Source organism: Turicimonas muris, assembly GCF_002221595.1.
Taxonomy (GTDB): domain Bacteria; phylum Pseudomonadota; class Gammaproteobacteria; order Burkholderiales; family Burkholderiaceae_F; genus Turicimonas; species Turicimonas muris.
Map to the genome: position 1 here is coordinate 129952 of NZ_NHMP01000004.1, position 21084 is coordinate 151035.

Below are 21084 nucleotides of genomic sequence, written 5' to 3' on the forward strand. Positions count from 1 at the left end.
TCTCTAACAAGACAAATTTCGACGCCGGACTTTGTCTCGAACGTCTTTAATATTTCTCAGAGTCTACCTTGGTACAGAGTTTTCGATTAGATAAAAAGTCCAAACTTGGCACCTTAATCTGAAAGAATCTGATTGAGTTCAACCTGTTATTAGCAAATTGAACATCCGCATTCAGACTTGCTCATCAAAATGAAAATTAGAAAAATAAGGATCAGTTCTTCTGAAGGAGCTTTTGATAGCTTCCATCGATTGCTATAGTCCCAATGAAGGAAGTAAAGAAAATTCCAACTACTGCAACGGAAAGCACCAAATGCCCGCAAGGAAGCCCCATTGCTAACGGCACAGAACCGATGGCAGCTTGCACGGTAGCTTTCGGAAGATAAGAAAGAACGCAAAACAGCCGTTCGTCAAAATTGAGATTGGTGCCCAGCAGGCTCAAAACAACCCCTAAAGAACGAAGCACTAAGCCAATACATACGATCCAAAGTGCTGCGAGTCCGGCGTTTAGGATATAACTGATGTCAATTGCTGCCCCTACCGTCACAAATAAGATGACTTCAGCGGCCAACCACAACTTGCTGAACTTTTCTGACAGTCTTTTAGTGACAGAAAATGATGCTTTGAAATTCAAAGTACACGCCATACTCATCACTGCAAAAAGTCCCGAGACGCTGACAATTTCTTTGGTCCATCCTTCCAGAGCAATCAGAATAAAGGCAACGCCTAAGACAACCATTACTTTGAGGCTGTTCCGAACATAGTGCTTTACAGCGTAAGCGGTTTCAAAAAACCAACTGAGCAACAATCCGGCCCCGACACCGACCGCCATTCCAAGAATCAGCGAAATCGGCACTTGAATGAAGATCCCGAGTTCCGTATGTCCGGCCTGAGTAAAACCAAGAAATGTGGAGAAAAGCATGATGACGAAAACATTATCCAGCCCTGCTCCAGCCATAATCATTTGAGGAATGCTTTTCTCCGTTCCGTAGGCACGGTTGGTCAACATCACCATTCGAGGAATAACTACTGCAGGTGAAACAGCAGCTAATACGGAACCCATTACCAACGCTTCGAGTTTCGAAATGCCGAAGAAATAAGGTGCAAAAAAGAAAAAGGCAGCAATTTCGAAAAGTGCCGGAATGCAGCCGAGCAAAAAGAGTGGACGTTCAACTTGCTTAAGTTCCGAGACTTTTATGGACAGTCCTGCTTTGATAATGATGATGACCAACGCCAACTTCCAGAGGTCCGGCGATATGCTGAGAATTTTAGGATCCAACAAATTGAGGGCCTGAGGTCCGAGCACAATACCTGTAAGCATCATGCCGATGATTGCAGGTACTCTTATCGCTTTGCAAGCCGCCCCGATTGCCAAACCAAAAAGAAAAATAAGTGCCAGTGAGGTAAGCATCTATCCTAAAATCTCAGAAGTGAACGTTCATCTCAAAAAATTCTACTCGCTGCCTTATTTCTTTTTTGCAAAAAGGCCTATTTTTGAATCTTATAGCCTCGCTGCATAAGCAAAACCGCGAAGGCCGCTGACCCAACGGCACATACTAAGACAACACTAAGACTTATCCATGGATTGAAATCGCTTTGGGAAAAGAAACCATAGCGGAATCCGTCAACGATGTAGAAAAACGGATTGAATTGGGAAAGAGTCCGCAAAGTTCCCGGTAATTGCTGGATGGAGTAGAAAACACCGGATAAGAAAGTCAGCGGAAGAATAACGAAGCTTTGAAAAGCTCCGATTTGATCGAACTTATCGGCCCACAAACCAGCTATCAATCCCAGAGAGCCCATCAGGACCGCACCCATAAATCCAAAGACTACGACCCATAAAATATGATCTACAGGAGGAGCTGACCAAAAAATAGAAACCAACAGCACTCCAGCCCCCACTATCAGTCCTCTGGCGACGGAAGCTCCTATCATCGCCAATCCAAGCTCCCATCCTGCAAAAGGAGGCAATTGAATGAAGATAAGGCTTCCCATAATTTTTGCTGAGAGCATGGAAGATGAGCTGTTGCCGAAAGCGTTCTGCAGCAGAGACATCATCACCAGGCCCGGAACTAGGAAGTGAATATAACTTACGCCTTCAAACGTCGGCATTCGTCCTCCAAGCACTTGTCCGAAAACGACCAAATACAGTGCTGCCATGAGGATCGGTGCAAAAATCGTTTGAATCGCAATCTTCTTAAAACGCAGGACTTCTTTTTCCAACAAGGTAAGAAAAGCGGCACCTCTGCTGTATGGTTTTGGGTCTATTTTGAATTGTGTCATTTGCCTGTAATCCTTATGAAGGCTTCTTCGAGATTTGCTTTTCCAATTTCAAGTTTTTCCGGCATTAAGCCCACTTTTGAAAGCTCATTTAAAAGCGTGTGCAAGTTTTCCGGACTGCCGTAGGCCGTACAGTAAGACCCGTCAGAAAGCTTCGTACAATTGATAGAAAAATCCTTCGGCAGTTCACTTGGCAAAGAAAACAAAATTCGTTCTTTTGAGTATTCCTTGAGCAAACTTTGAGTGCTCTCTAAGGTCACAATTTTTCCATGATTAAGCAAAGCTACATTACGGCAAAGCTTCTCTGCCTCTTCCAGATAATGTGTCGTAAGAATAATCGTATGACCTTTTCGATTTAGATCTGCCATGAACTCCCACAGACGATGGCGCAGAGAAATATCCACGCCTGCTGTCGGTTCATCGAGCACAATCACCGGCGGCTGATGAACCATGGCCTGGGCAATCAAGACACGTCTTTTCATTCCTCCCGAAAGGCTCATCACACTGGAGTTTTTCTTATCGGATAGGTCCAAAACATCCAGCAGCCGTTCAATCCACTTCTGATTGCCGCGAAGACCGAAATAGCCGCTCTGCAGACGAAGCGTGTCGTAAACAGTAAGAAAAGGATCAAACGTGATTTCCTGAGGAACGATACCCAAGCACATTTTGAATTGACGCCATTGAGTTTCTAAATCAAAACCCAATGCCTTGATTGTTCCTGAATTCAGTTTAACTGTCTTTGCAAGAACTCCAATAAGCGTACTTTTGCCAGCACCGTTCGGTCCTAACAAACCAAAAAAATCACCTTGTTCTATTGTGAAGGAAACATCACGCAAGGCTTGTTTCGACTCGTTTCCTCGATAAAAGGTTTTTGAAACGTTTTCTAACGAAAGAGCCGGTAAAAGAAATTTTTGACTCATATACAAAACAAAATTAACCCCGCCTTAAGTCTTAATTAAGTAAACGAGGAAATAATTGGAAATAAGTTTTTTCTAAAATTTAAAAATTCACTCTTTATTCTTGCCTAACTTAATTTGATTTAAGAATCATATAGTTGTCTTTATCAAAAATACACCACCTTTCCGTTTACTAGGGAAATCTCTAATGAGAATGATAATTACTTAATAGAATTGTTCAATTAATATTGGCATTAATGATAATCATTCTCATTCAGTTTTAAAAGCAGAATCTATATGACAGTAATCAGCGGCGTCTCATCGGACAAAACGAAGATCGTTAAATTTAACAAGATGATGAGAAAAGACTCTGACTCTCCTTCTTGGAAAGCCAACATATCTGACAATCCACTTGTCGAAGCATTTCCTGAGTCTATCGATATTCATCCCGGCCTGCAAAGCAGTCCGATTGCACCGGCTCAAGTTCAGTCAACTCTTTCCGATTTGACTTTCCGCAAACGTACCAGAAGGACGGTTACCTATATCAATGTGCCTTATTGCGAAACAAGGTGCCTGTACTGCCTTTTTTATATCAAGCCTTACAGAAACAAAGAAGAAAGCAAGGCCTACGCCGACACTCTTATCAAAGAACTTCAGCTATGGGCCGACAAACCGATTCAGCAAAACGAACCGGTACATGCGGTTTATTTCGGGGGCGGTACGCCGACGGCTCTTGAAGCCGCAGATATCGAACGCGTCATTAAAGCCGTTCGTCAGTACCTCCCACTGGCCAATGACTGAGAAATCACTTATGAAGGCAGATTATCGGGTTTCGATGCAGAGAAGATGGAAGCTGCGGTACAAGGCGGGGCCAACCGTTTCTCCCTAGGCGTACAGACTTTTGACACCAAAGTTCGTCAAGCTGTCGGCCGCCGTTCCACTAAAGAACAACTCGTCTCCCAGCTAAGCCGCCTTACTCGCTTCAACCAAGCAGCTGTCGTTATCGATTTGATTTACGGTTTTCCTTTCCAAACCATGGGAACTTGGAAAGAAGATCTTGCCATCAGCCGTGAATTAAACCTAGACGGAGTGGACTGTTATCAGCTTCGCGTTTTTGAACGCTCTCCGCTCTTTAAGTACATTGCAAACGGAAAACTTCCGGCCGGTCCGAATCACGAACTCCGTGCCCTTATGTTCGCTGAAGCAGTACAAAGCATGCGAGAAGCAGGATGGAGCCGCCTATCCATCAGCCACTGGGCTGCAAATACAAGAGAACGCAACTTCTACAACTATTACGCCAAAACTCGTTCGGACTGTTTAGCTTACGGTCCGGGAGCCGGCGGCAATATCGACGGCTATGCATACATGATGGACAGAACACCAGATACTTGGAAAAAAGCAATAGAAGAAGGCATCAAACCGGTCTCTATGATGCTTGAACCGGCTCCGCATTGGCAATTATGCCGAGCCGTTGCAGAACAGCTTGAACTTAACTTCCTAGATCCGTCGAGATTAGCTGCGGAATTCACTCCCCAACTCCTCTACGTTTTTGAACCGTTGGTAGAAAATTGGACCAAAGCAGGATTGCTTAGTCCAATCGGAAGCCGCTATGAGTTAACGGTCGCCGGCCAATTCTGGCAAGGCCGCATGAACCAACATCTTCTTAATCAGATTAAATCTCTTCTCTAATATCATGAAAAACATTGTCAAACTAAGCGTTCTTTGCGCCGCTACTTTAAGCGCATGCTGGTCCTTGTCTCATGCCCAAGAAGTGCATAAGACCGGTGAAGTCAAGGTTACGGCAGGCCGAGTTGAACAGCAACTTCTTGATATTCCGATGAGCGTCTCCGTGCTTACCGCGGAAGAGATTCGTGATTCTTCCGCAAGAAATATCGGAGAACTGTTAGCAGACGTTCCCGACGTAGAGGTTGGAGGTGATGGTTCCCAAGGTCTGAAACGCATCAAAATCAGAGGTGAAAACGAATACCGCAGCCTAATTCTCATCGACGGCCAGAAAGTCTCCGAACATAAGTCCATGTCCGGCCCTGCCCTTCTCATTGATCCTTCCTCCGTTGAAAGAATTGAAGTGATTAAAGGACCTGCCTCCGTACTTTACGGGTCGGATGCTATCGGCGGTGTCATCAATATCATTACTAAGAAAGGCTCTAAAAAACCTTTTGAGGCAGAGGCCTCTGTCGGTTGGAACGGAGCAGGACATGGCTGGAGCGAATCCGTTTCCCTCGGAGGAAGCGCAAAAGGATTTAAATATCAATTGGATGCCGGCTATCAAAGCCACGGCAACATCAAAACTCCGAAAGGCTATCAAAAGAATACCGAGTTCCGCCAAAAGAACCTCGGTGCCTTCCTGAGCTATGACCTGACCGATAATTTCACGGTCGGCATGCATGCGGACATTTTTGATTCCAAAATCAATTCTTCCAGCTGGACCTATGAAAACGATCCGGACTCCGACTTCTTCGTCAAAATTCCAAAATGGAGAAGAGACAAGATCAGTCTGTTTGCCGAAGTCAAAGATATCAACGAATATCTGACTAGACTGAGAGTTGACGGCTACTGGCAAAAAAATCACAAGATGATGCAGAACTACGTGAGCCAGTCTGAGAAAAGTCCAAAATCTTCTATGAGCGTCACTACTGATTCTCATGCTGACAACAGAATTAAAACTCTCGGCTCCAGCCTGCAAGCGGATTGGCAATTGGGAGACAACAACTTCCTTATTACCAGGTATGAATTTTCTCAAGATCGTCTGACGGCAAATACAGAAGCAGATTTTGCTATGTCTATGAAAATGACCGGGATGCCTCGTCCAATGCTCGACCAGTCCTACGTTACAGACCGTTATGTAAAGGGCAAAGAAACGACTAACGCTATTTTTGCTGCAATGGAAACTACACTGCCTCATGACTTTTCTTTGAACTACGGGGTGCGCTATACCTGGGTAAGTTCTGAGCTTTCTAAGGCAACTTCCTTCCGGAACGGTTATAAAACCACTCCGGCGGGAACAACGGTTTTCAACAATACGGCGGTCAATGATTCAGGCACTCCAGGCAGCGAAAACAACAGCCGTCCTGTTTTCAATTTAGGTGTAATTTGGAAAGGCCTGGACAACACCTCCTTGCGTGCTCAGTGGGCTCAAGGATTCCGTGTTCCTAACCTGCAGGAAAAATTCTTGATTAACAGCATGGGAGGCGGTACCGTCTACGGCAATCCGAACCTCAAACCCGAGAAGTCCAATAACTTTGAAATCGGAGCCCGCTACAGTACTGATTTGATGGATATCGATGCGGCTTTGTTTTACAACCTCTCCGATGACTATATCTCCACAGAAATCGTCGGTGATGCTGATAGTGGAATCAGTCGATACGTCAATGCCGATAAGGCAAAGACATTCGGTTCAGAACTTTCTCTTAACTTGAGAGCAACGGAAAACCTTAATCCTTATTTCTCTCTGTCCTGGATCAAGAGAAAAACGGAATGGGCTGACGGCACCTCAACGTATGCCTCGGGCACTCCTGAATTCACGGCTCGTTACGGTCTGCGCACAATTTACCCGCTCTTTAACGGCAAATGGACAACCGACACTTATTTGAGAAGCAGTACCGCGAAGAAGTCGTACTCACTGTCAACTAAAGAAACCACTCGTATTGCAGGCTACACCACCTTGAACTTTGCAACCGCATATCACTTCGGTCCAAAACAGGCTTTTAGCGCAAACTTTGAAGTTCTCAATATTACTAACCAGCTTTACGGTTATGAGACCTCCATTTACGAGCCGGGCAGAAGATTCAACCTCAAGCTGACAGCCCGTTATTAATAAAGATGTAATTTATTCCGCTGAAAATCATGACAACAATGACTTTAAAAAGGGCCCGAACATCGCGCCTAGCCGACTTCTGTGGAAGATGGTCTGCCCGTGAACTTATCATCATCGGCGTTTTTGCAGCCACTGCAAAAGTCTCTACTGTACTGATTGCCATGGTTGGAGGCGGAATGAATCCTCTCTCCCTGCTGCTGAAGAACATGGTATTTACTACCTTGTTAGTGGCCATGCTCTTCAAAGTGTGCAGGCCCGGCACTCTCTGTCTTTTTGTCATCGTCAGCTCAGTAGTGAACTTCCTGCTCCTCGGCGGAAATTTGACTTTGATTCCGCCGATGCTTTTAGCGGCCGTTATTGCCGAGCTTTTGATGCGTTTTATTCAGAAGAACAACCTCCCGGGAGCTGTTTATTGGGGAGTTGGGTGCTTTGATTTACTTTGCAAGTTCGGCTCTCTCGGCATCTCGTTTTTAATGATGCGTGAATCTCCCGCCATGATGGCTGCGGTAGTGCCGATAGTCATCATCGGCTATATCGGTTCTTTAATCGGCCTGTGGACAGGCAGCAAATCAATTAAGGAGTTGCGACATGCAGGCCTCATCCGTTCCTAATTTATCTCTGCTCAACGCAGTGGACATCCGCGTCAAGATGATGATTACGGCTCTGGCATCCGTGATGACAGTAGCTATATCTTCCCTTTACGCACAGTGCTTTCTTTTTGCTGTTTCTTTTCTGTATTTATTGATGATCAGAAGGCCTAAGCTCATCCTTGTGTCATACCTTCTGTTCTTGATAATGATGGCCATTGCCTGCGGTTTCGGCCTGGTGTTAGCTCATTTTCTTCCTATGATGGGAAAAGGCATGGAGCTGAAATCTTTAGCTGTTCCGTTCATGAGAGCTTTTACGATGCTCAATGTCGTACTGCCTCTGGCATTCACAGGCAGACTCCAGCAAATTCTGAATTCGCTGCAGAAGCTTAAATTGCCCTTCGTCATTTATCTTCCTGCCGCCGTCATCGTTCGTTTTATTCCAACGTTTACTAACGACATTAAACAAATCTGGGAATCGCTCAAAATCCGTGGTTACCGCATCAATCCTTGGACGATGACGATTCATCCCTTTCAGACGACTCGACTTCTTTTTACACCGCTCTTAATCAGAGCCTTAAAAACAGGAGATGAACTCGGCATTGCCGCAGAACTCAAAGGCCTTAATGCAAATACTTCTGCCATCAAGAAGGATCCGCCATCTTTCACTAAGAAAGACTATGCCGCCGTTTCTTTGACCGCAGCTGTCCTTGTTGCCGCCGTTATTCTGCAAATTTATTTTCCGAACACTTCACCGGTCCTGATGAAATAATGATTGAATTAAAGAACGTAACTTATACCTATCCGCACAGTGACAGACCTGCCCTGAGCAACCTTTCTTTTATGGTCCGTCCCGGAGAGGCTATTCTTGTCACCGGTGTATCCGGATGCGGCAAATCGACACTTATCAGACTGATTAACGGACTATGTCCTCATTATTACGGAGGCAACGTAGAAGGCACAATTTGCATCGATGGAAAAGACAATATGAAGGAAAAGCTCTGCGATATTTCGCACCGAGTAGGAACTTTGTTCCAGAATCCAGAAAGTCAATTTTTCGCTTTAGGAGTTGAAGAGGAGATTTCCTTCATTTCGGAATGCAAAGGGGTGCATCCGAAGGAAATTCAAACAAAACTCTCACAAACCGCAGAACGTTTTAATTTAAAACCGTTTCTTAAAAGCATTATTCATGAACTGTCGCAAGGGCAAAAACAGAAAGTTGGCCTTGCCTCTCTCATGATGGAACCTCTGAAGGCCTTAATCCTGGATGAGCCCACAGGGAACCTGGATCCGGAAGCAACCCTAGAATTGGCCGAAGAAATCAAAAAACTTAAAGCTCAGGGCGTTGCCATTCTGATTGTAGATCACCGTCTGTACTGGCTCAAAGATGTTGTCGATAAAGTGATCGTCTTGGAAAAAGGTAAAGTGGTTCGGGAAGGCATCTTTCCGGATTTAGATTCTGAATTTAGAGAAAAATACGGCCTGAGAAAGCTCGAGGTCACGGACAAGCGCCTTCTCCTTCCGGTCAAAACGTCTTCCGGTAAACCTATCATGAAGATTTCAAAGCTGAGTTTTTCCTATCCTCGCCAGCCTGAAATCATCACGGACGCCTCTCTCGAGTTTCAACAAGGCATCTGTGGAATTTTCGGAGACAACGGTGCAGGCAAAACAACTTTGGCACGATTGATTACCGGTCTGAATAAAGCAAAATCCGGCACTTTTCAGGTTAAAGGGAAAACAATCCGTCAAAAGGACTGCTTAAAGCACGTTGCGGTAGTTTTACAGAATTCTGATCATCAGCTCTACATGAGAACCGTCTTTGAGGAGTTGAGAGCCAGCTTGGAAGCAGCCGGATGCAAAGGCGGCAACGATGCTGCCGAAGAGCTTCTTGGCATCTTCGATCTTCAGGAGCTAAGAGACCGTCATCCGCACTCTCTTTCAGGAGGCCAGAAACAAAGACTTGTTATCGCTTGTGCATTTGCCAAAAAGCCAGACGTCATTATTCTCGATGAGCCCACTAGCGGCTTAGATGGAGCCAATTTAAAAAGGATTGCCGGCGCCCTCAAGAAACTGTCTTCAGAAGGCAAAGCCGTCCTTGTTATTACCCATGATTTGGAGCTGGTAGATCTTATCTGCGACACAGCTCTACATTTACCGCTGCCAGTTCAAACTGCCAACCAACCTTTTATTAATTGATTTATAGGATTTTTATGACAAATAAAGACCCACAGCAAGTTATTCAAGAAGTTATCAACTCGGGCCGTCCGGTTACTTTGGACTCTTTGGCTTCCGCACTGAACTGCTCGGCCCTTGAAGCTGCACATCATTTGCCTAAAGAAACTTGTACTTTTGCTCCGGGAGAAGATTTTGAAAAAGTTTGGGAAAGCATTTCTCAGTGGGAAAAAGCAACATTTATCGTGATTGCCGGAGAAAACGTCATTGAAGTAGAAACCAAAGTGGCTTGCGGCAAAAAAGCCATGGGTTATTACAACTTGATGGGCGGCAAAAGCCCGCTGCAAGGCCACTTCAAATACGAAAACATTATTGAGATCGGGTTTATTACCATGCCGTTTATGGGAAGAGAAAGTCATTTTGCCGCCTTCTTTGATAAAAACGGAAAATGCGCCTACAGCTTTTATGTCGGCCGAGAAAAGCATAAATTAATCGAATCTGCAAAAGAGCAGTTTTTAGCTCTTCAATCTTCTTATAGGTGATTCGATATGAAAGTACTAGTTGCATATTCCAGCATTACAGGCAATACGGAAAAAATCGGTAAAACTATTGCGGAAGCCATTCCTAATAGCGAATGCGTCAAGCTTCCTACCGACAAAAAAGCTGAAGACTATGACTTAGTATTCTGCGGTTTTTGGTGTGACAAAGGGGTTCCTGACAATAATTGGAAGCAATTCTATGAATCCACAGGTACAGTTCCTGTCGCTGTTTTCGGCACCCTCGGAGGAGATCCGCACAATGAAGGCGGGATGAGATTCCTTCAGAAAGTCAAAAATGAAATTCATAAATCCTCTTTGCTTGATCTGCGTTTGTGGCAAGGAAAAGTCGATCCGAAAATCATTGAAATCATGACACGTATGTCCGGGAAACCAATGACCGAGGAACGCAGACTGAGACTGGAAGAAGCAAACAAACATCCGGACAGCAAAGATTTAAGAGAGGCCGCTCAATGGGCATTTGAGATTTTCAAATCCCGACAAGCATAGGAAGAGAATATGAACTTTAAAGAGATATATGACCTCATCGGAGGCGCCGGAGTGATGTTGATTTTGGTCGGCATCGCCGCTTGCTACATTACCATCTGGAATGTAATTTATCTGCAGGGCGTCTTGCGCCGGTTCAAGAAATCCAAGATTGGAAAAGACCGTTCTTCCTCTCGGGAACTTCATGACAAATTCGGAGCCAGCACAAATCCCTTGATTTGTATTGTGCGCGACATCGTCACAACTCACAGTGCTCACTCCGAAGATATCCGCGCCGAGGTCTCTTATCTCTTTCATAAAAACTTCAAGCCGGTTAATAATGCATTGACATGGCTCAAGCTTTTCGCCGCAATCTCCCCGCTGCTTGGACTGCTCGGCACAGTCCTCGGAATGGTTCAGGTTTTTAAAACCATCGCCGCGAGTGCCTCACCGGATTCGGCTCTCTTAGCTGCGGGAATTTGGACTGCTCTGATTACCACAGTAATGGGCCTTGTGGTTGCCATCCCTGCTCTAATGGCCTACTACTATCTCTTCCTTAAAGTTAAGGAAATGAGGATTGAAGCTGTGGAATACAGTTATCGAGCTATTGAACTGTCCAAGCCTGATTCTCCAGCTTCCGTTGTTTGCAAACATCCGAATGCTTCCTGTGTGCTCCATGGAAAACAAGCCCTCTCTGCCTAGGAATAAAATTCATGTTTGATGATTTAGATGAAGAACCGAAAGTCGATCTGACGCCTTTAATTGATGTCATTTTCATGCTTGTTATTTTCTTTGTCATGACCATGACTTTCAGCAAGCCGGTCATTGATTTGACATTACCTGCCGCAGAAAACTCTTTGGCTCAGAAAAACAATCAGGAATTGATCCTGCAAGTCAACGAAGCAGGAACCATTCTCTGGAACGACAAGGCTCTTTCTAAGGAAGAGCTGCCTGTCTTTCTTGATGAGCATCCGGAAGGGCTTCTTACTCTTATGATTGACGAAAAAGCGCCTTTTCAAAGTTTCGTCTGGATCGTGGATGTAGCCAAAGTAAAACGAGAGGGCCGTTTCGTTATCGGTACCAGAAAGAATAATAGTGGCTAATGATGGATACCTGTACTCAGTTAGATTTGAACGGCATAAGGAAAGCCAAGAACGCAGCTCGGCTGTTTATTATTTCCGCTTGTGTGTGTTCTGTTTACTTGGCGACCCTTCCCTCCCAAATAAAACCGCTCACCGTTACAGCGCTCCCTACAATTGAACTGAGTTTTGTGCAGTTTGAAGAACCGCCCCTCCCTACGGAGCCTGCACCCGTTGAGTCTGTTGAACGTTTGCTAGCCGAGGAATCCGAGATAAAAGTAGAAACTCCTCCAGAACCTAAAGAACCTGCAGTTGTTCCGGCGGAGCCGCCTGTAGCTGAACCAACGGTGATTCCTCCTCCGGCAATACCTATCAAGAACATCAAGAAAAAAATAGTTCAAGAAAAGCCTCGTAAAAAAGAAGTCAACCCTGTGCCAAAACCTTTACCCATCAAAAACAGCAAACCTGAGACTAAGCCTTCTTCAAACGAATCTATAAAACCCGCTTCATTAGCAGGAAGTGCCTCTGATCTGCAAGCAAACAACAAGCTTGCTTCCCTTTTGATTGCCTTGATTGAAAAAAAGAAAAAATACCCGAAAGCTGCGATTCGAAGCGGAACTGAAGGGACTTGTCATGCGAAATTCAGATTCGATAAAGAGGGCAGGATTATCGCCGCCTCTCTTTCCGTGCCGTCCGGAAAAGGAGTTCTTGACCGAGCTTCCAATCAATTGGCCCAGCAGCTGATCGGTACAAACTTTAATATTCCAAATTCCGGAATCGGAATCGAAATCCAAGTCCCTATCAAATTTGAACTGGTGAACAGATAGGATCACCATTTTCTCAACAAAAAGGCGCCTGAAAACAGGCGCAAAATGAATGAGAAACAATAGCTTGTTTAGGGTACCTTGAAATTGTAGTAGTGACACTCAGCGCAATAATTAACGCTTGGTTTGTGTCCCTTGTGGCATGTTGAACATGGCAGATTACCGTCATGCTGGCTATGCGGATTCATTTCTTCCGGATTCTCCGGTGTGGTCTTCTTAGCTACTTGATCATAGAAACCGTGACATTGGACACATGGTTCATGTCTTTGATCATCTTCTTTGAGCTGGGCCGAAATTTGCGGTCCGTGGCATACTTGGCACTGAACTCCGCGCGCAACGTGACGATCACCTAGGAACTGCGGCTTGTCCTGGGCGATAGCGCTGAATGAAAGAAGAGCGCCAAAAAATAAAACAACAAGCTTGGTTTTCAATTTAGTTCTCCTTTACACAATCGGCCGGAAACTACGTTCACGGCCGACTGTACTATTGCTCAGAGAAAGCGATTATCCGCGGTTAGGCTGTTTTGCAACTTCCTTACCGGCAACCTGACCGAATACTAAGCATTCTGTCAAGTTTCCGCCACCCTGATAAACGAACTTCAAAGCAGAAGCGATTTCACCAACAGCGTAAAGGCCAGGAATCGGCTGGAGGTTCCAATCGAGAACTTCACGCTTAGCGTTAGCAGCCAAGCCGCCTTTAGTATTTGGACCGCCGGCTACGAGAGGAACAGCATAGAATGGACCGTCAGAAACAGGCTGCAATGTGCTCTTGAGGCGTCCGAACTCTTTATCTTCGCCTGCTGCGCAAGCAGCGTTGTAGTTCTTAACGGTTTCTGCAAGAGCTGCAGGATCCATCTTGTTACCGTTTTCCTTGATAGCTTTGATCTTCTTGCCGAGTTCTTCAATAGTGTCAGCTTTCAGGATCCAGCCTTTCTTAACAGCATCGCTGTTGTCAGCTGCGCCGTAATCAACAAAGCCATAACCCGGAGTGGAGATGCCGAGACCTACGAGAGGTTTGCTCTTACGGAGAGTTTCGTCGAAGATGAACCAAGACGGGCTGTTTGGATAGTCGAGTTTGTCGATATCAAACTTAACGGCTTCTTTATAGAAGAAGTAGCGGCTTGGATCCTTAGTAACTTTGTGTTCAGCAGCGTAACGTTTACCGTAGTTATTAACAACGATAGCGTGGCCGGAACCAACTGCAGGAGTGATCATGCCCAAACGCATGCCGTTGTGGCGTACTGGAGCAGGCATAATGATACGGGAAGCGGCTTTACCGGCTTTCATAATACCGGCGCCAGCCTTCTGACCCATAGCGATACCGTCGCCTTCATTAAATGTTGTACCGTAGAATGCCCAGCCTTCAACGCCCGGGCCTTCCAAGAATGCTTGACGCATCGGGAGGCTGTATTCGTAACCGCCGGAGCAGAGAACAACGCCCTTGCGTGCCTTGTAAGCAACTTTTTTGCCGTTCTGTTCTGCGATAACACCGATAACTTCGCCCTTATCATTCTGAACGAGGTCGCGGCCGCGAGTTTCATAATCAACTTTGATCTTGTCGGCACGGGTCTTGATACCGTTGTCTAAGCAAAGCCAGAAAGCTTCACCGGAAATTGCTTTTTCCTTAGGACCGTTGTAGCAAGGAGTATTGAAACCTGCCGGGATACGATCAGGATAAGAAGAACGATAAACCTGATAGCCACAGTCCTTAGCGCCTGGGAATGTCGGGAAAGCTGCACCCTTGAAGCCCGGAGTAGCAAATGCCTGAAACTTCGGATCCTGTTTCTTCATCCAGTCAAGAAGGCCCGGAGTGTATTCGGCCCAAGCTTCGGCCAAGCCGTCGGAAACCTGAGGCTGTTCGCCTTCGAGTTTTCCAGGAATGTTTTCGCCGGAGAACATGGCCTTAGCATATTCTTTCAATGCAGCCTTATTGCCTGATTTATCCGGGCAGTGGAAGATACCGCCGGACATACGAGTATTGGAGCGAAGTGTTGCGGCTGGCTGTCTTTCGATAACGATAACATCTGCACCGTTGTCGGCAGCAGTGATAGCTGTAGCAGCGCCTGCACCACCCAAACCTACAACGATAACGTCGGCTTCCTTATCCCATTTTTGCTGCTGAGCAGAAGCGGTTGCAGCGGTAAATGTACCGACTGTAGCAACAACGCCTACGCCAGATGTTTTAAGGAAACCACGTCTTGAGATATTGGTCATTTATTTCTCCTTGTTTTGTTTTTTGAGATAGCTCACTGAGCTACGTATTTGAATTTACACGGTTGCAAAGGGGGCGTAAAGGGAGAAAGTGCGGTTGATTTGACCAAAAGAGAAGAGTAAACTTTTTAAGTTAAGCTTAAGGAATTGCCCGTAGCCTCAAGCAATTTTTCTCAGAAATGCAATCGCAATTTCTCCCTTCTCTTTCTCCTCACCATTTACTTTTGAAACAATTAGTTACTTTTGTTGAGTTCTAAATTGATGATTTTCTATTTCTTATAACAAAGTCTTTTCATAGAAAACCATGTTGTACTCAATTGCGGGAAGATCCTCCCCTGTAGAAAAAAAAGATTTTTATCATGCTCTTTAACTTGGAGATCTTCCGATGAATCTGAACGAAACGGCTAAAGAAACTCTCGTTGAGAACTTGACTCTCGTCCTCTTGTACCTCACTAGCAGGTGCGAAGAGCTTCCAGTAACTCACGAAAAAATTTACTCGACTTGGAAAAGTTATGACTGGAATGCTATGGATAAGCTAATTGAAAACGGCTGCCTGTTTCCTCCAAAATGTCGAAGAACACATACGAGATACTTGACCGATGAAGGCGTAAAAAAAGCAAGAGAACTCTTGGAGGAACTACATCTGACAGCAAAATAGCGTCCATAGCAGTCGAGCACTTCCCCCGCTAAAAAACACTAGTTTTTCTATGAGAACTTTTACTATAAATCTTAAGGCTACTCTGAGATTATGAAAAAAGACCCAATCAATTAATACTTATATTCCTGTGCAAAAGACTCTTTGATTTAGAATGTTTTTTGTTCTTGGTTATCCTACGGTGTTTCATGCTAACAAATCAATGGAAGTCCAAACATTTGGGAATGTGGGAGCTATTATTTAAAGTTTTTGAGAAAGGTTCCGTAAGTCGCGTTGCTGATGAGACTGGGGTCGATCGAGGACAACTTTCTCGCATGATAAAGGCCTTGGAAAACGAAGTCGGTTGCGAGCTGGTGGAAAGAATTGGACGAACCGCAAAGCCAACTCTTGCCGGCGCCCAAGCAAGAAAAGAGATTTTACCGTTATTGGAATCTCTGGATAAAACTATCGTTGACTTAACTACCTCCCAACAGCTATCCATCGGCAACATTAGATTCGGAGCTATGCCAGGATTCCTTCAAACTCAAATCGTTCCATTGATTGCCGAATTCCAAAAGCTGCACCCAAAAGTGACTTTTGATGTCATAGGTGACGATGATCCAAAAGCCATAATGTTCGGACAAAGCGATGTCATGCTCTATTACGGACCAAACAATAATCCGCACCTCGTTGAACACTGGGTAACTCGCTCTCTTTTCATTCCTTGTGCGGCGCCAAGTTATTTGGAACGCTATGGTTCTCCAACATCGCCTACTCAACTCGTGGATCACGCCGGAGTGATATATAACGGCAAAGTCCGGCCTCTCTCTCCCGCCTTGGTCAAAGGATCTCTCCAAGAAACAATCCATTGGAAATCCGAAATTCGATTTAACAATATTTTGTTAGCCAAAACAGCAGCCCTGGAAGGCTGCGGAATAGTGCTGGACATGCCTCTGCATCACTGCTACCAAGAAATTCTTGCCGGAAAATTGGTTCCAATACTCAACGGCTGGCATATTCCCAATCTTGATAATTACATTGGAACAACCTTAGAAGCTCACAAACTAAAAAGAGTTCAAACCTTTATCGATTGGTATGTAATGAGAAGAAGAGAAATAGAGGGCGAACAGAAGAGGCTTGTCCAAGAAAAATTTCCCTTTATTGTTTACTAGAAAGCCTGAGAGCTTCAGTTGACGGCTCAGGCTTTCAAAAAGAGAATAATTTAAAACATAAACATACAGAAGGTTGTGACCACTAAGGCGACGATAACCGGAATCGCTGTTCGTTTGGCAATTTCCATTGGGTTAACTCCGGCTAATCCCGCAAGAATAATTACGCCGCCTGCCACTGGGGACATGGTGCGGCCGAGACCGGCAGCAATTTGGGCAACAGCGCCTAACTGCACAATAGTTAAGCCGAAATCTGCTGCATGCGGAGTAATAGCCTCGTTAAAAGCCAAGGCAGCGGCATTTCCAGAACCGGAGATCGCGGCCATAACAAATGGGCCTGCTGCTGCAGCGAACATGGCCACTGACTGAGACCCCTTCATTGAGTCAACTAATGCTCCAGTAAGGCCAATAGATTTCATACCGGCAGCAAATAATGCGGCAGCGGCAATAAGGATGACAACATCACAGAATCCGTCTCCAGCGCCTCGGCAGAAACGCTTGGAACAATCGCCTATTTTTTGTTTGTTGATAATGGCAACCATCAAACCGATAGCTGTTCCAATAAGCATACAAACCGGAACCGAGAATACTTTTGTGGGTAATACGCCTACTTGCTTTGAGGCCAAAACAAGAAGAACAAGAGGAACAACAGGTACAACGGCGTAGATAGGATTTACCTTGAAATCCTTCTTGGTTTCTTCTGCCAGTCCTCCTTCTAAAGCGTCTCCTGCGGAAGACAACTGAGTAGAGCCCACACCTTCTTTCAAGAACATACAAATCAGAGCGAGCACGGCGGCAACGACTAGTGCGCCAATTGCACAGGGCAAAAACTCTTGCATAATAACAATCATCGCATCAGGAGCACCAATCTCTTTTGCTTTGAATGCAATGTCAGCAATCTGGGGATTAAACATCAAACCCGGGCTTACAACCGATCCCCATGTTCCAGCAAAAACAGCAGATGCTGCCATGACAGGCCTAACTTTTAGTGCGATTAGAGCCGGTACCAGCAGCACACCGACAGCCGCGGCAATCCCGGCCGCAGAAGGAAGAACGATGTTAAGCACCCACGTAATTAATACTGCGCCGGGAATAACAATCGCCGGTACGTATTTCAACGGCTTTACCAGAGAGTTGACTAAGTGATCTGAGCATTTTGTGAATGTCATGACATATCCGAAGCCCATCACTGTTACAATGGTCGGCACTAGACCACCGTTTACCAGCTGTTTGATGAAAGCGTCAACAGCAGTGCTTAATGTGACATTTGATCCGCAAACATATTGCCCTATCAAAGCCATCACAATGCCTGATAAGCACAAAACAAGACGAGCTTCATAATTCTTATATATGAGCCAAAAAGTAACGACAACTATTGCTAATCCAATCCAGATCATATGTATCTCCTGAGATTTATTAGGTTTATAACTTTGAAAACTCTGCGTCTAATTTGATTGCTGCCTCTGAGAGATCCTTCTTTTTCTTATTTAGCCAAAGCTCATCCTGCTCGAGTTGTTTGGCAATTGAAACTAAGTTTTTAGAAGTACTTGTAGGTGAAGGAGCTCCGGTTCCAACGCGAGACCTCACAACATTTTCAGGTGCGAGATAGCCTCTGAACTCCTGCTCGGAAAGTGGCAGATGCTGGGATTTTCCCTCCAATTTCTCTGTTATTTCTTCATAACTTTTTCGAACCGTTTCGAAAGGAATATTTTTAGGTAACCAACCGTTTTTGCGACCTTTTGACACCACATCACTGGCAAAGTTGTGCCCGACCCTGAAAGGCACCTGGTAGTGCATTTGAAGAGCTTCAGCCAATGCCATGGTGCATGTCCAGTCATTTTCCAATTCCTCTAAGGCACGTTCTTTATTGATGCGAAGCATGGAAAAAGCCTGGGTAGTAAGAGCCAACATAGACACAGCCAAAGAAAACACCTTGGCATTATCTTCAAGCACGCTTTCCTTGTTGTCATACATCCCGAGATTGAGGTTATGGGCCCTAAAAAATGCACTTGTAGAAGCACCAATTACGTCAGAGGCTCTCGCGCGGGTCTTATTTAAGATTCCTGGATTTCTTTTTTGAGGCATTGCCGAGGAGCCATAAGCATCCGAATCATCCAACATAATCCAAGGCCTCGTCTGCGAATACTGCTGAGCTAAATCTTGTATTAATACCGTTATTCTTACGGCGATATTGGATGCAATTGAAGCCGCTTCTAATGGAACGTCAAAAAGGCTTACTTGACTGCTATCCAATCCATTGATAATAGGAGCATCAAATCCAAGTAACTCGGCCAATCTTTCTCTTGAAAGAGGCCATGCTGAACAAGCAAGGACACCGCTTCCAAGTGCGCACTGATTTACGCGCACCCAGGACTCTTTGATTCTGGCCGCATCTCTTTCGAACGATTCCAAAAATGCCCAGAGATAAAAACCTAGTGTTATAGGCATTGCCTGTACACCGTTGGTATAGGCCGGCATCCATGTTTCTACATTGTGTTCCGCAACTGCTAACAGTTGCCTTCTTAATTTGTTCAGTCTGTCAAAAGTGTCGAGAACTGCTCTTCGTAAACGTGCTTGGTTGAGTGTGGCAAAAATATCCTGACGACTTCTTCCGGTATGGATGAGCGTAGCTTCCTGCCCGCAATGTTTGATTAGAAGCTTCTCCAGAGGCATGATATCGAAAATTGGAGCAGTCCCAGGCGCATTCAACTCTCTCTCAGCTTCTCGCTGTGCCTCTGCAATCTTCTCTGTTTGCTCCTTAGAAAGAATTTTCTGTTCACTTAACATCACTAGAGAGGCTCTGTTTATCCTGTTTTGCCAATACTGCCAGGTCTCATTAGCTGCCTCTTCACTAGTTGGTCCTAACGTGTCAGGACCCCAAGGAATTCGAGAATTTGTCATAAGGTACCTCAAACTTTTTTCTTCAGTCTAATTTGAGGAGCCCATAATTGCGATGATTTTTTAAACAATAAAATGTTTAATATTTCTTCAAATAATTCTTGAAACAAAATTATTTATTGTTCTTTTCTTTTGATATTCATGGGAAAATCAAACATACGAAGCTTAAGAAAATTATTTAGTGAAGAATTTATCATCCTTACTATATGCATTTTTTCATCATATAAGGGGAAATATCTAGAAGAGTTAAACGTGTGCTTGACATTATTTGTCGCAAGGGGTGACCAAAATAAAGAAAAAGGACCTCCTATGCGATTCAAGAAAAATAACAACAACTCTTACCACGTCTACTCTAGTACAAAGCCGGGCTCAGACCTTTTTTGCAAGATTTCCTTTTGTCCGTCAGAAGGAAACCTGGAAGAACAATATCAATTCGAATGGAAAACGGAAGATGAGAAAATTCGACGACAGATTATTCGAGAATGGAAATCCAAACAAAAGAAAATACCGTTTCTCACCATTCTTTGCGAAGGAAAAACCGAGCTGATTTATCTTTCGGAGATTATCAAAATCCTCGGCCTTACCAATAATGTCGCCATCTCCTCTTACAATGGCGGCGATCCAAAAGTTCAATTTATCCCGGCTACAAATAACTTCCTTTGGCAAAAGCAATTCAAGCATGACTTTAACCAGGAACTCTGGTTTGTCTTCGACAAAGACGATCATCCAGGCTACAAGAGTCTGACTGAAATGCCCAAAATTAATTCCGATGGGATCTTTTTAGCGTGGTCTAATCCATGCATTGAGTATTGGTTCTTACTTCACAGTAAAAAATTTAAAGACGAAGATCTGCCTCGAACACAAAAAGAAGAAATTGAAAGGAAATCTTGGGTTGAAACTGGAAAAGGCGATCACGTTGAGAATGTCCTTACGCAAGTCACATACCAGTCTCAAGTCTCTCCGGAGGATTGTTTTGCCAAACTCAGGTCTCAGTCTAGAGGCTATAGCAAAACTTCGCCGGATCTTTTCCATCGTTTTTCTCCTCATCTTCCATTCGCACTGAACAACTGTAAAAACAGAACTAATCCGGCTCAACATGGAAGTGCCATGCCGCTTCTAATTGAGCGCTTGATTAAATATTCACCTTATTCTCGTACTGCAGCTTTGAAATTGCTGAGCAACGCGAAACCTGCCCCGAAGAAAATTAAAGCTCCTCCTTCTCAATGGTCAACAAAGGAATTCAATCGTTTCAAGACGTTGGCAGGTACTGTGCAAAGCTCTAAAACAATTAGCGACGACAATTCAGAATTTATGGTGTGTTTCTTGAAAAAACTCCTCACAAACATCTCTCAAAAAACAAAACCGGAAATTATCAAAAACTACTTTCCCAATTGATTACTTCTATACTCTAATTTGCGTATTAACGATTTGGTGCCGAGCGTGTAGAATGAGCCAACCGTTAACTACTTCTTTCGAACTAA

21 protein-coding genes are annotated in these 21084 nt (G+C 44.6%); 14 read left to right on the forward strand and 7 right to left on the reverse strand.

Annotation, left to right across the window (positions count from 1 at the left end):
- Positions 1–211 precede the first annotated feature (211 nt).
- The 3 genes from ADH67_RS07645 to ADH67_RS07655 form a co-directional block, all read right to left on the reverse strand.
- Positions 212–1408, reverse strand: coding sequence for a cation:proton antiporter domain-containing protein (locus ADH67_RS07645; protein WP_066595082.1), 1197 nt, complete (start codon positions 1406–1408; stop codon positions 212–214).
- A gap of 77 nt (positions 1409–1485) precedes the next feature.
- Complete coding sequence (locus ADH67_RS07650; protein WP_066595084.1) at positions 1486–2280, reverse strand: ABC transporter permease; 795 nt, start codon at positions 2278–2280, stop codon at positions 1486–1488.
- A complete protein-coding gene (locus tag ADH67_RS07655) occupies positions 2277–3197 on the reverse strand; it encodes an ABC transporter ATP-binding protein (protein WP_066595086.1) in 921 nt (306 codons plus the stop codon). The genes ADH67_RS07650 and ADH67_RS07655 overlap by 4 nt, the downstream gene beginning before the upstream one ends.
- Positions 3198–3470: 273 nt before the next feature.
- Between ADH67_RS07655 and ADH67_RS13485 the strand changes: the two genes are divergently transcribed.
- The 11 genes from ADH67_RS13485 to ADH67_RS07705 are packed head-to-tail and all read left to right on the forward strand — an operon-like array spanning position 3471 to position 12695.
- Positions 3471–3974 carry a hypothetical protein gene (locus tag ADH67_RS13485; RefSeq protein WP_236578418.1) on the forward strand — a complete coding sequence of 168 codons (504 nt, stop codon included), beginning with the start codon at positions 3471–3473 and terminating at the stop codon, positions 3972–3974.
- A 45-nt stretch (positions 3975–4019) separates the two neighbouring features.
- A complete protein-coding gene (locus ADH67_RS13490; protein ID WP_236578419.1) occupies positions 4020–4862 on the forward strand; it encodes a hypothetical protein in 843 nt (280 codons plus the stop codon).
- 4 nt (positions 4863–4866) lie between these two features.
- Positions 4867–7008, forward strand: a complete 2142-nt coding sequence (locus ADH67_RS07665; RefSeq protein ID WP_066595087.1) for a TonB-dependent receptor plug domain-containing protein — start codon at positions 4867–4869, stop codon at positions 7006–7008.
- Between the two features lie 29 nt (positions 7009–7037).
- A complete protein-coding gene (locus ADH67_RS07670; RefSeq protein WP_066595089.1) occupies positions 7038–7619 on the forward strand; it encodes an MptD family putative ECF transporter S component in 582 nt (193 codons plus the stop codon).
- Complete coding sequence (locus ADH67_RS07675; RefSeq protein WP_066595091.1) at positions 7597–8367, forward strand: energy-coupling factor transporter transmembrane component T family protein; 771 nt, start codon at positions 7597–7599, stop codon at positions 8365–8367. Before ADH67_RS07670 ends, ADH67_RS07675 begins: the two co-directional genes overlap by 23 nt.
- Positions 8367–9791, forward strand: a complete 1425-nt coding sequence (locus ADH67_RS07680) for an ABC transporter ATP-binding protein (protein ID WP_066595092.1) — start codon at positions 8367–8369, stop codon at positions 9789–9791. The genes ADH67_RS07675 and ADH67_RS07680 overlap by 1 nt, the downstream gene beginning before the upstream one ends.
- Positions 9792–9805: 14 nt before the next feature.
- On the forward strand, positions 9806–10309 hold the full coding sequence (hutX, locus tag ADH67_RS07685) for a heme utilization cystosolic carrier protein HutX (protein ID WP_066595094.1): 504 nt from the start codon (positions 9806–9808) through the stop codon (positions 10307–10309).
- A 6-nt stretch (positions 10310–10315) separates the two neighbouring features.
- Entirely contained in the window at positions 10316–10813 is a 498-nt protein-coding gene (locus ADH67_RS07690; RefSeq protein ID WP_066595096.1) for a flavodoxin family protein, read from the forward strand.
- Between the two features lie 9 nt (positions 10814–10822).
- Entirely contained in the window at positions 10823–11491 is a 669-nt protein-coding gene (locus ADH67_RS07695; RefSeq protein WP_066595099.1) for a MotA/TolQ/ExbB proton channel family protein, read from the forward strand.
- A gap of 11 nt (positions 11492–11502) precedes the next feature.
- Complete coding sequence (locus ADH67_RS07700; protein ID WP_066595101.1) at positions 11503–11892, forward strand: ExbD/TolR family protein; 390 nt, start codon at positions 11503–11505, stop codon at positions 11890–11892.
- Complete coding sequence (locus ADH67_RS07705) at positions 11892–12695, forward strand: TonB family protein (RefSeq protein WP_066595103.1); 804 nt, start codon at positions 11892–11894, stop codon at positions 12693–12695. Before ADH67_RS07700 ends, ADH67_RS07705 begins: the two co-directional genes overlap by 1 nt.
- Before the next feature lie 68 nt (positions 12696–12763).
- Here the strand turns inward: ADH67_RS07705 and ADH67_RS07710 are convergent, their stop codons facing one another.
- Together ADH67_RS07710 and ADH67_RS07715 are read right to left on the reverse strand one after the other, a co-directional pair.
- Positions 12764–13123 carry a cytochrome c3 family protein gene (locus ADH67_RS07710; protein WP_066595106.1) on the reverse strand — a complete coding sequence of 120 codons (360 nt, stop codon included), beginning with the start codon at positions 13121–13123 and terminating at the stop codon, positions 12764–12766.
- A gap of 72 nt (positions 13124–13195) precedes the next feature.
- Positions 13196–14905 (reverse strand): FAD-dependent oxidoreductase, encoded by a 1710-nt coding sequence (locus ADH67_RS07715; protein WP_066595107.1) that lies wholly within the window; start codon positions 14903–14905, stop codon positions 13196–13198.
- Between the two features lie 382 nt (positions 14906–15287).
- Between ADH67_RS07715 and ADH67_RS07720 the strand changes: the two genes are divergently transcribed.
- Both ADH67_RS07720 and ADH67_RS07725 read left to right on the forward strand, forming a co-directional pair.
- On the forward strand, positions 15288–15560 hold the full coding sequence (locus tag ADH67_RS07720; protein ID WP_066595109.1) for a DUF6429 family protein: 273 nt from the start codon (positions 15288–15290) through the stop codon (positions 15558–15560).
- 185 nt (positions 15561–15745) lie between these two features.
- On the forward strand, positions 15746–16708 hold the full coding sequence (locus ADH67_RS07725; RefSeq protein WP_066595111.1) for a LysR family transcriptional regulator: 963 nt from the start codon (positions 15746–15748) through the stop codon (positions 16706–16708).
- 50 nt (positions 16709–16758) lie between these two features.
- Here ADH67_RS07725 and dcuC read toward each other — a convergent pair whose 3' ends face one another.
- Both dcuC and ADH67_RS07730 read right to left on the reverse strand, forming a co-directional pair.
- Complete coding sequence (gene dcuC, locus ADH67_RS13290; protein ID WP_066595112.1) at positions 16759–18102, reverse strand: C4-dicarboxylate transporter DcuC; 1344 nt, start codon at positions 18100–18102, stop codon at positions 16759–16761.
- Positions 18103–18127: 25 nt separating this feature from the next.
- Positions 18128–19606 (reverse strand): argininosuccinate lyase, encoded by a 1479-nt coding sequence (locus ADH67_RS07730; RefSeq protein WP_066595113.1) that lies wholly within the window; start codon positions 19604–19606, stop codon positions 18128–18130.
- Between the two features lie 306 nt (positions 19607–19912).
- Between ADH67_RS07730 and ADH67_RS07735 the strand changes: the two genes are divergently transcribed.
- Positions 19913–20998, forward strand: coding sequence for an RloB family protein (locus tag ADH67_RS07735; protein WP_158212632.1), 1086 nt, complete (start codon positions 19913–19915; stop codon positions 20996–20998).
- The last annotated feature ends 86 nt before the right edge of the window (positions 20999–21084 follow it).

Excerpts from the sequence above, each read along its gene's own strand:
- ADH67_RS07645 (WP_066595082.1), bottom strand. The coding sequence starts at position 1,408 with ATGCTTACCTCACTGGCACTTATTTTTCTTTTTGGTTTGGCAATCGGG.
- ADH67_RS07650 (WP_066595084.1), bottom strand. The coding sequence starts at position 2,280 with ATGACACAATTCAAAATAGACCCAAAACCATACAGCAGAGGTGCCGCT.
- ADH67_RS07655 (WP_066595086.1), bottom strand. The coding sequence starts at position 3,197 with ATGAGTCAAAAATTTCTTTTACCGGCTCTTTCGTTAGAAAACGTTTCA.
- ADH67_RS13485 (WP_236578418.1), top strand. The coding sequence starts at position 3,471 with ATGACAGTAATCAGCGGCGTCTCATCGGACAAAACGAAGATCGTTAAA.
- ADH67_RS13490 (WP_236578419.1), top strand. The coding sequence starts at position 4,020 with ATGGAAGCTGCGGTACAAGGCGGGGCCAACCGTTTCTCCCTAGGCGTA.
- ADH67_RS07665 (WP_066595087.1), top strand. The coding sequence starts at position 4,867 with ATGAAAAACATTGTCAAACTAAGCGTTCTTTGCGCCGCTACTTTAAGC.
- ADH67_RS07670 (WP_066595089.1), top strand. The coding sequence starts at position 7,038 with ATGACAACAATGACTTTAAAAAGGGCCCGAACATCGCGCCTAGCCGAC.
- ADH67_RS07675 (WP_066595091.1), top strand. The coding sequence starts at position 7,597 with ATGCAGGCCTCATCCGTTCCTAATTTATCTCTGCTCAACGCAGTGGAC.
- ADH67_RS07680 (WP_066595092.1), top strand. The coding sequence starts at position 8,367 with ATGATTGAATTAAAGAACGTAACTTATACCTATCCGCACAGTGACAGA.
- hutX (WP_066595094.1), top strand. The coding sequence starts at position 9,806 with ATGACAAATAAAGACCCACAGCAAGTTATTCAAGAAGTTATCAACTCG.
- ADH67_RS07690 (WP_066595096.1), top strand. The coding sequence starts at position 10,316 with ATGAAAGTACTAGTTGCATATTCCAGCATTACAGGCAATACGGAAAAA.
- ADH67_RS07695 (WP_066595099.1), top strand. The coding sequence starts at position 10,823 with ATGAACTTTAAAGAGATATATGACCTCATCGGAGGCGCCGGAGTGATG.
- ADH67_RS07700 (WP_066595101.1), top strand. The coding sequence starts at position 11,503 with ATGTTTGATGATTTAGATGAAGAACCGAAAGTCGATCTGACGCCTTTA.
- ADH67_RS07705 (WP_066595103.1), top strand. The coding sequence starts at position 11,892 with ATGATGGATACCTGTACTCAGTTAGATTTGAACGGCATAAGGAAAGCC.
- ADH67_RS07715 (WP_066595107.1), bottom strand. The coding sequence starts at position 14,905 with ATGACCAATATCTCAAGACGTGGTTTCCTTAAAACATCTGGCGTAGGC.
- ADH67_RS07720 (WP_066595109.1), top strand. The coding sequence starts at position 15,288 with ATGAATCTGAACGAAACGGCTAAAGAAACTCTCGTTGAGAACTTGACT.
- ADH67_RS07725 (WP_066595111.1), top strand. The coding sequence starts at position 15,746 with ATGCTAACAAATCAATGGAAGTCCAAACATTTGGGAATGTGGGAGCTA.
- dcuC (WP_066595112.1), bottom strand. The coding sequence starts at position 18,102 with ATGATCTGGATTGGATTAGCAATAGTTGTCGTTACTTTTTGGCTCATA.
- ADH67_RS07730 (WP_066595113.1), bottom strand. The coding sequence starts at position 19,606 with ATGACAAATTCTCGAATTCCTTGGGGTCCTGACACGTTAGGACCAACT.
- ADH67_RS07735 (WP_158212632.1), top strand. The coding sequence starts at position 19,913 with ATGCGATTCAAGAAAAATAACAACAACTCTTACCACGTCTACTCTAGT.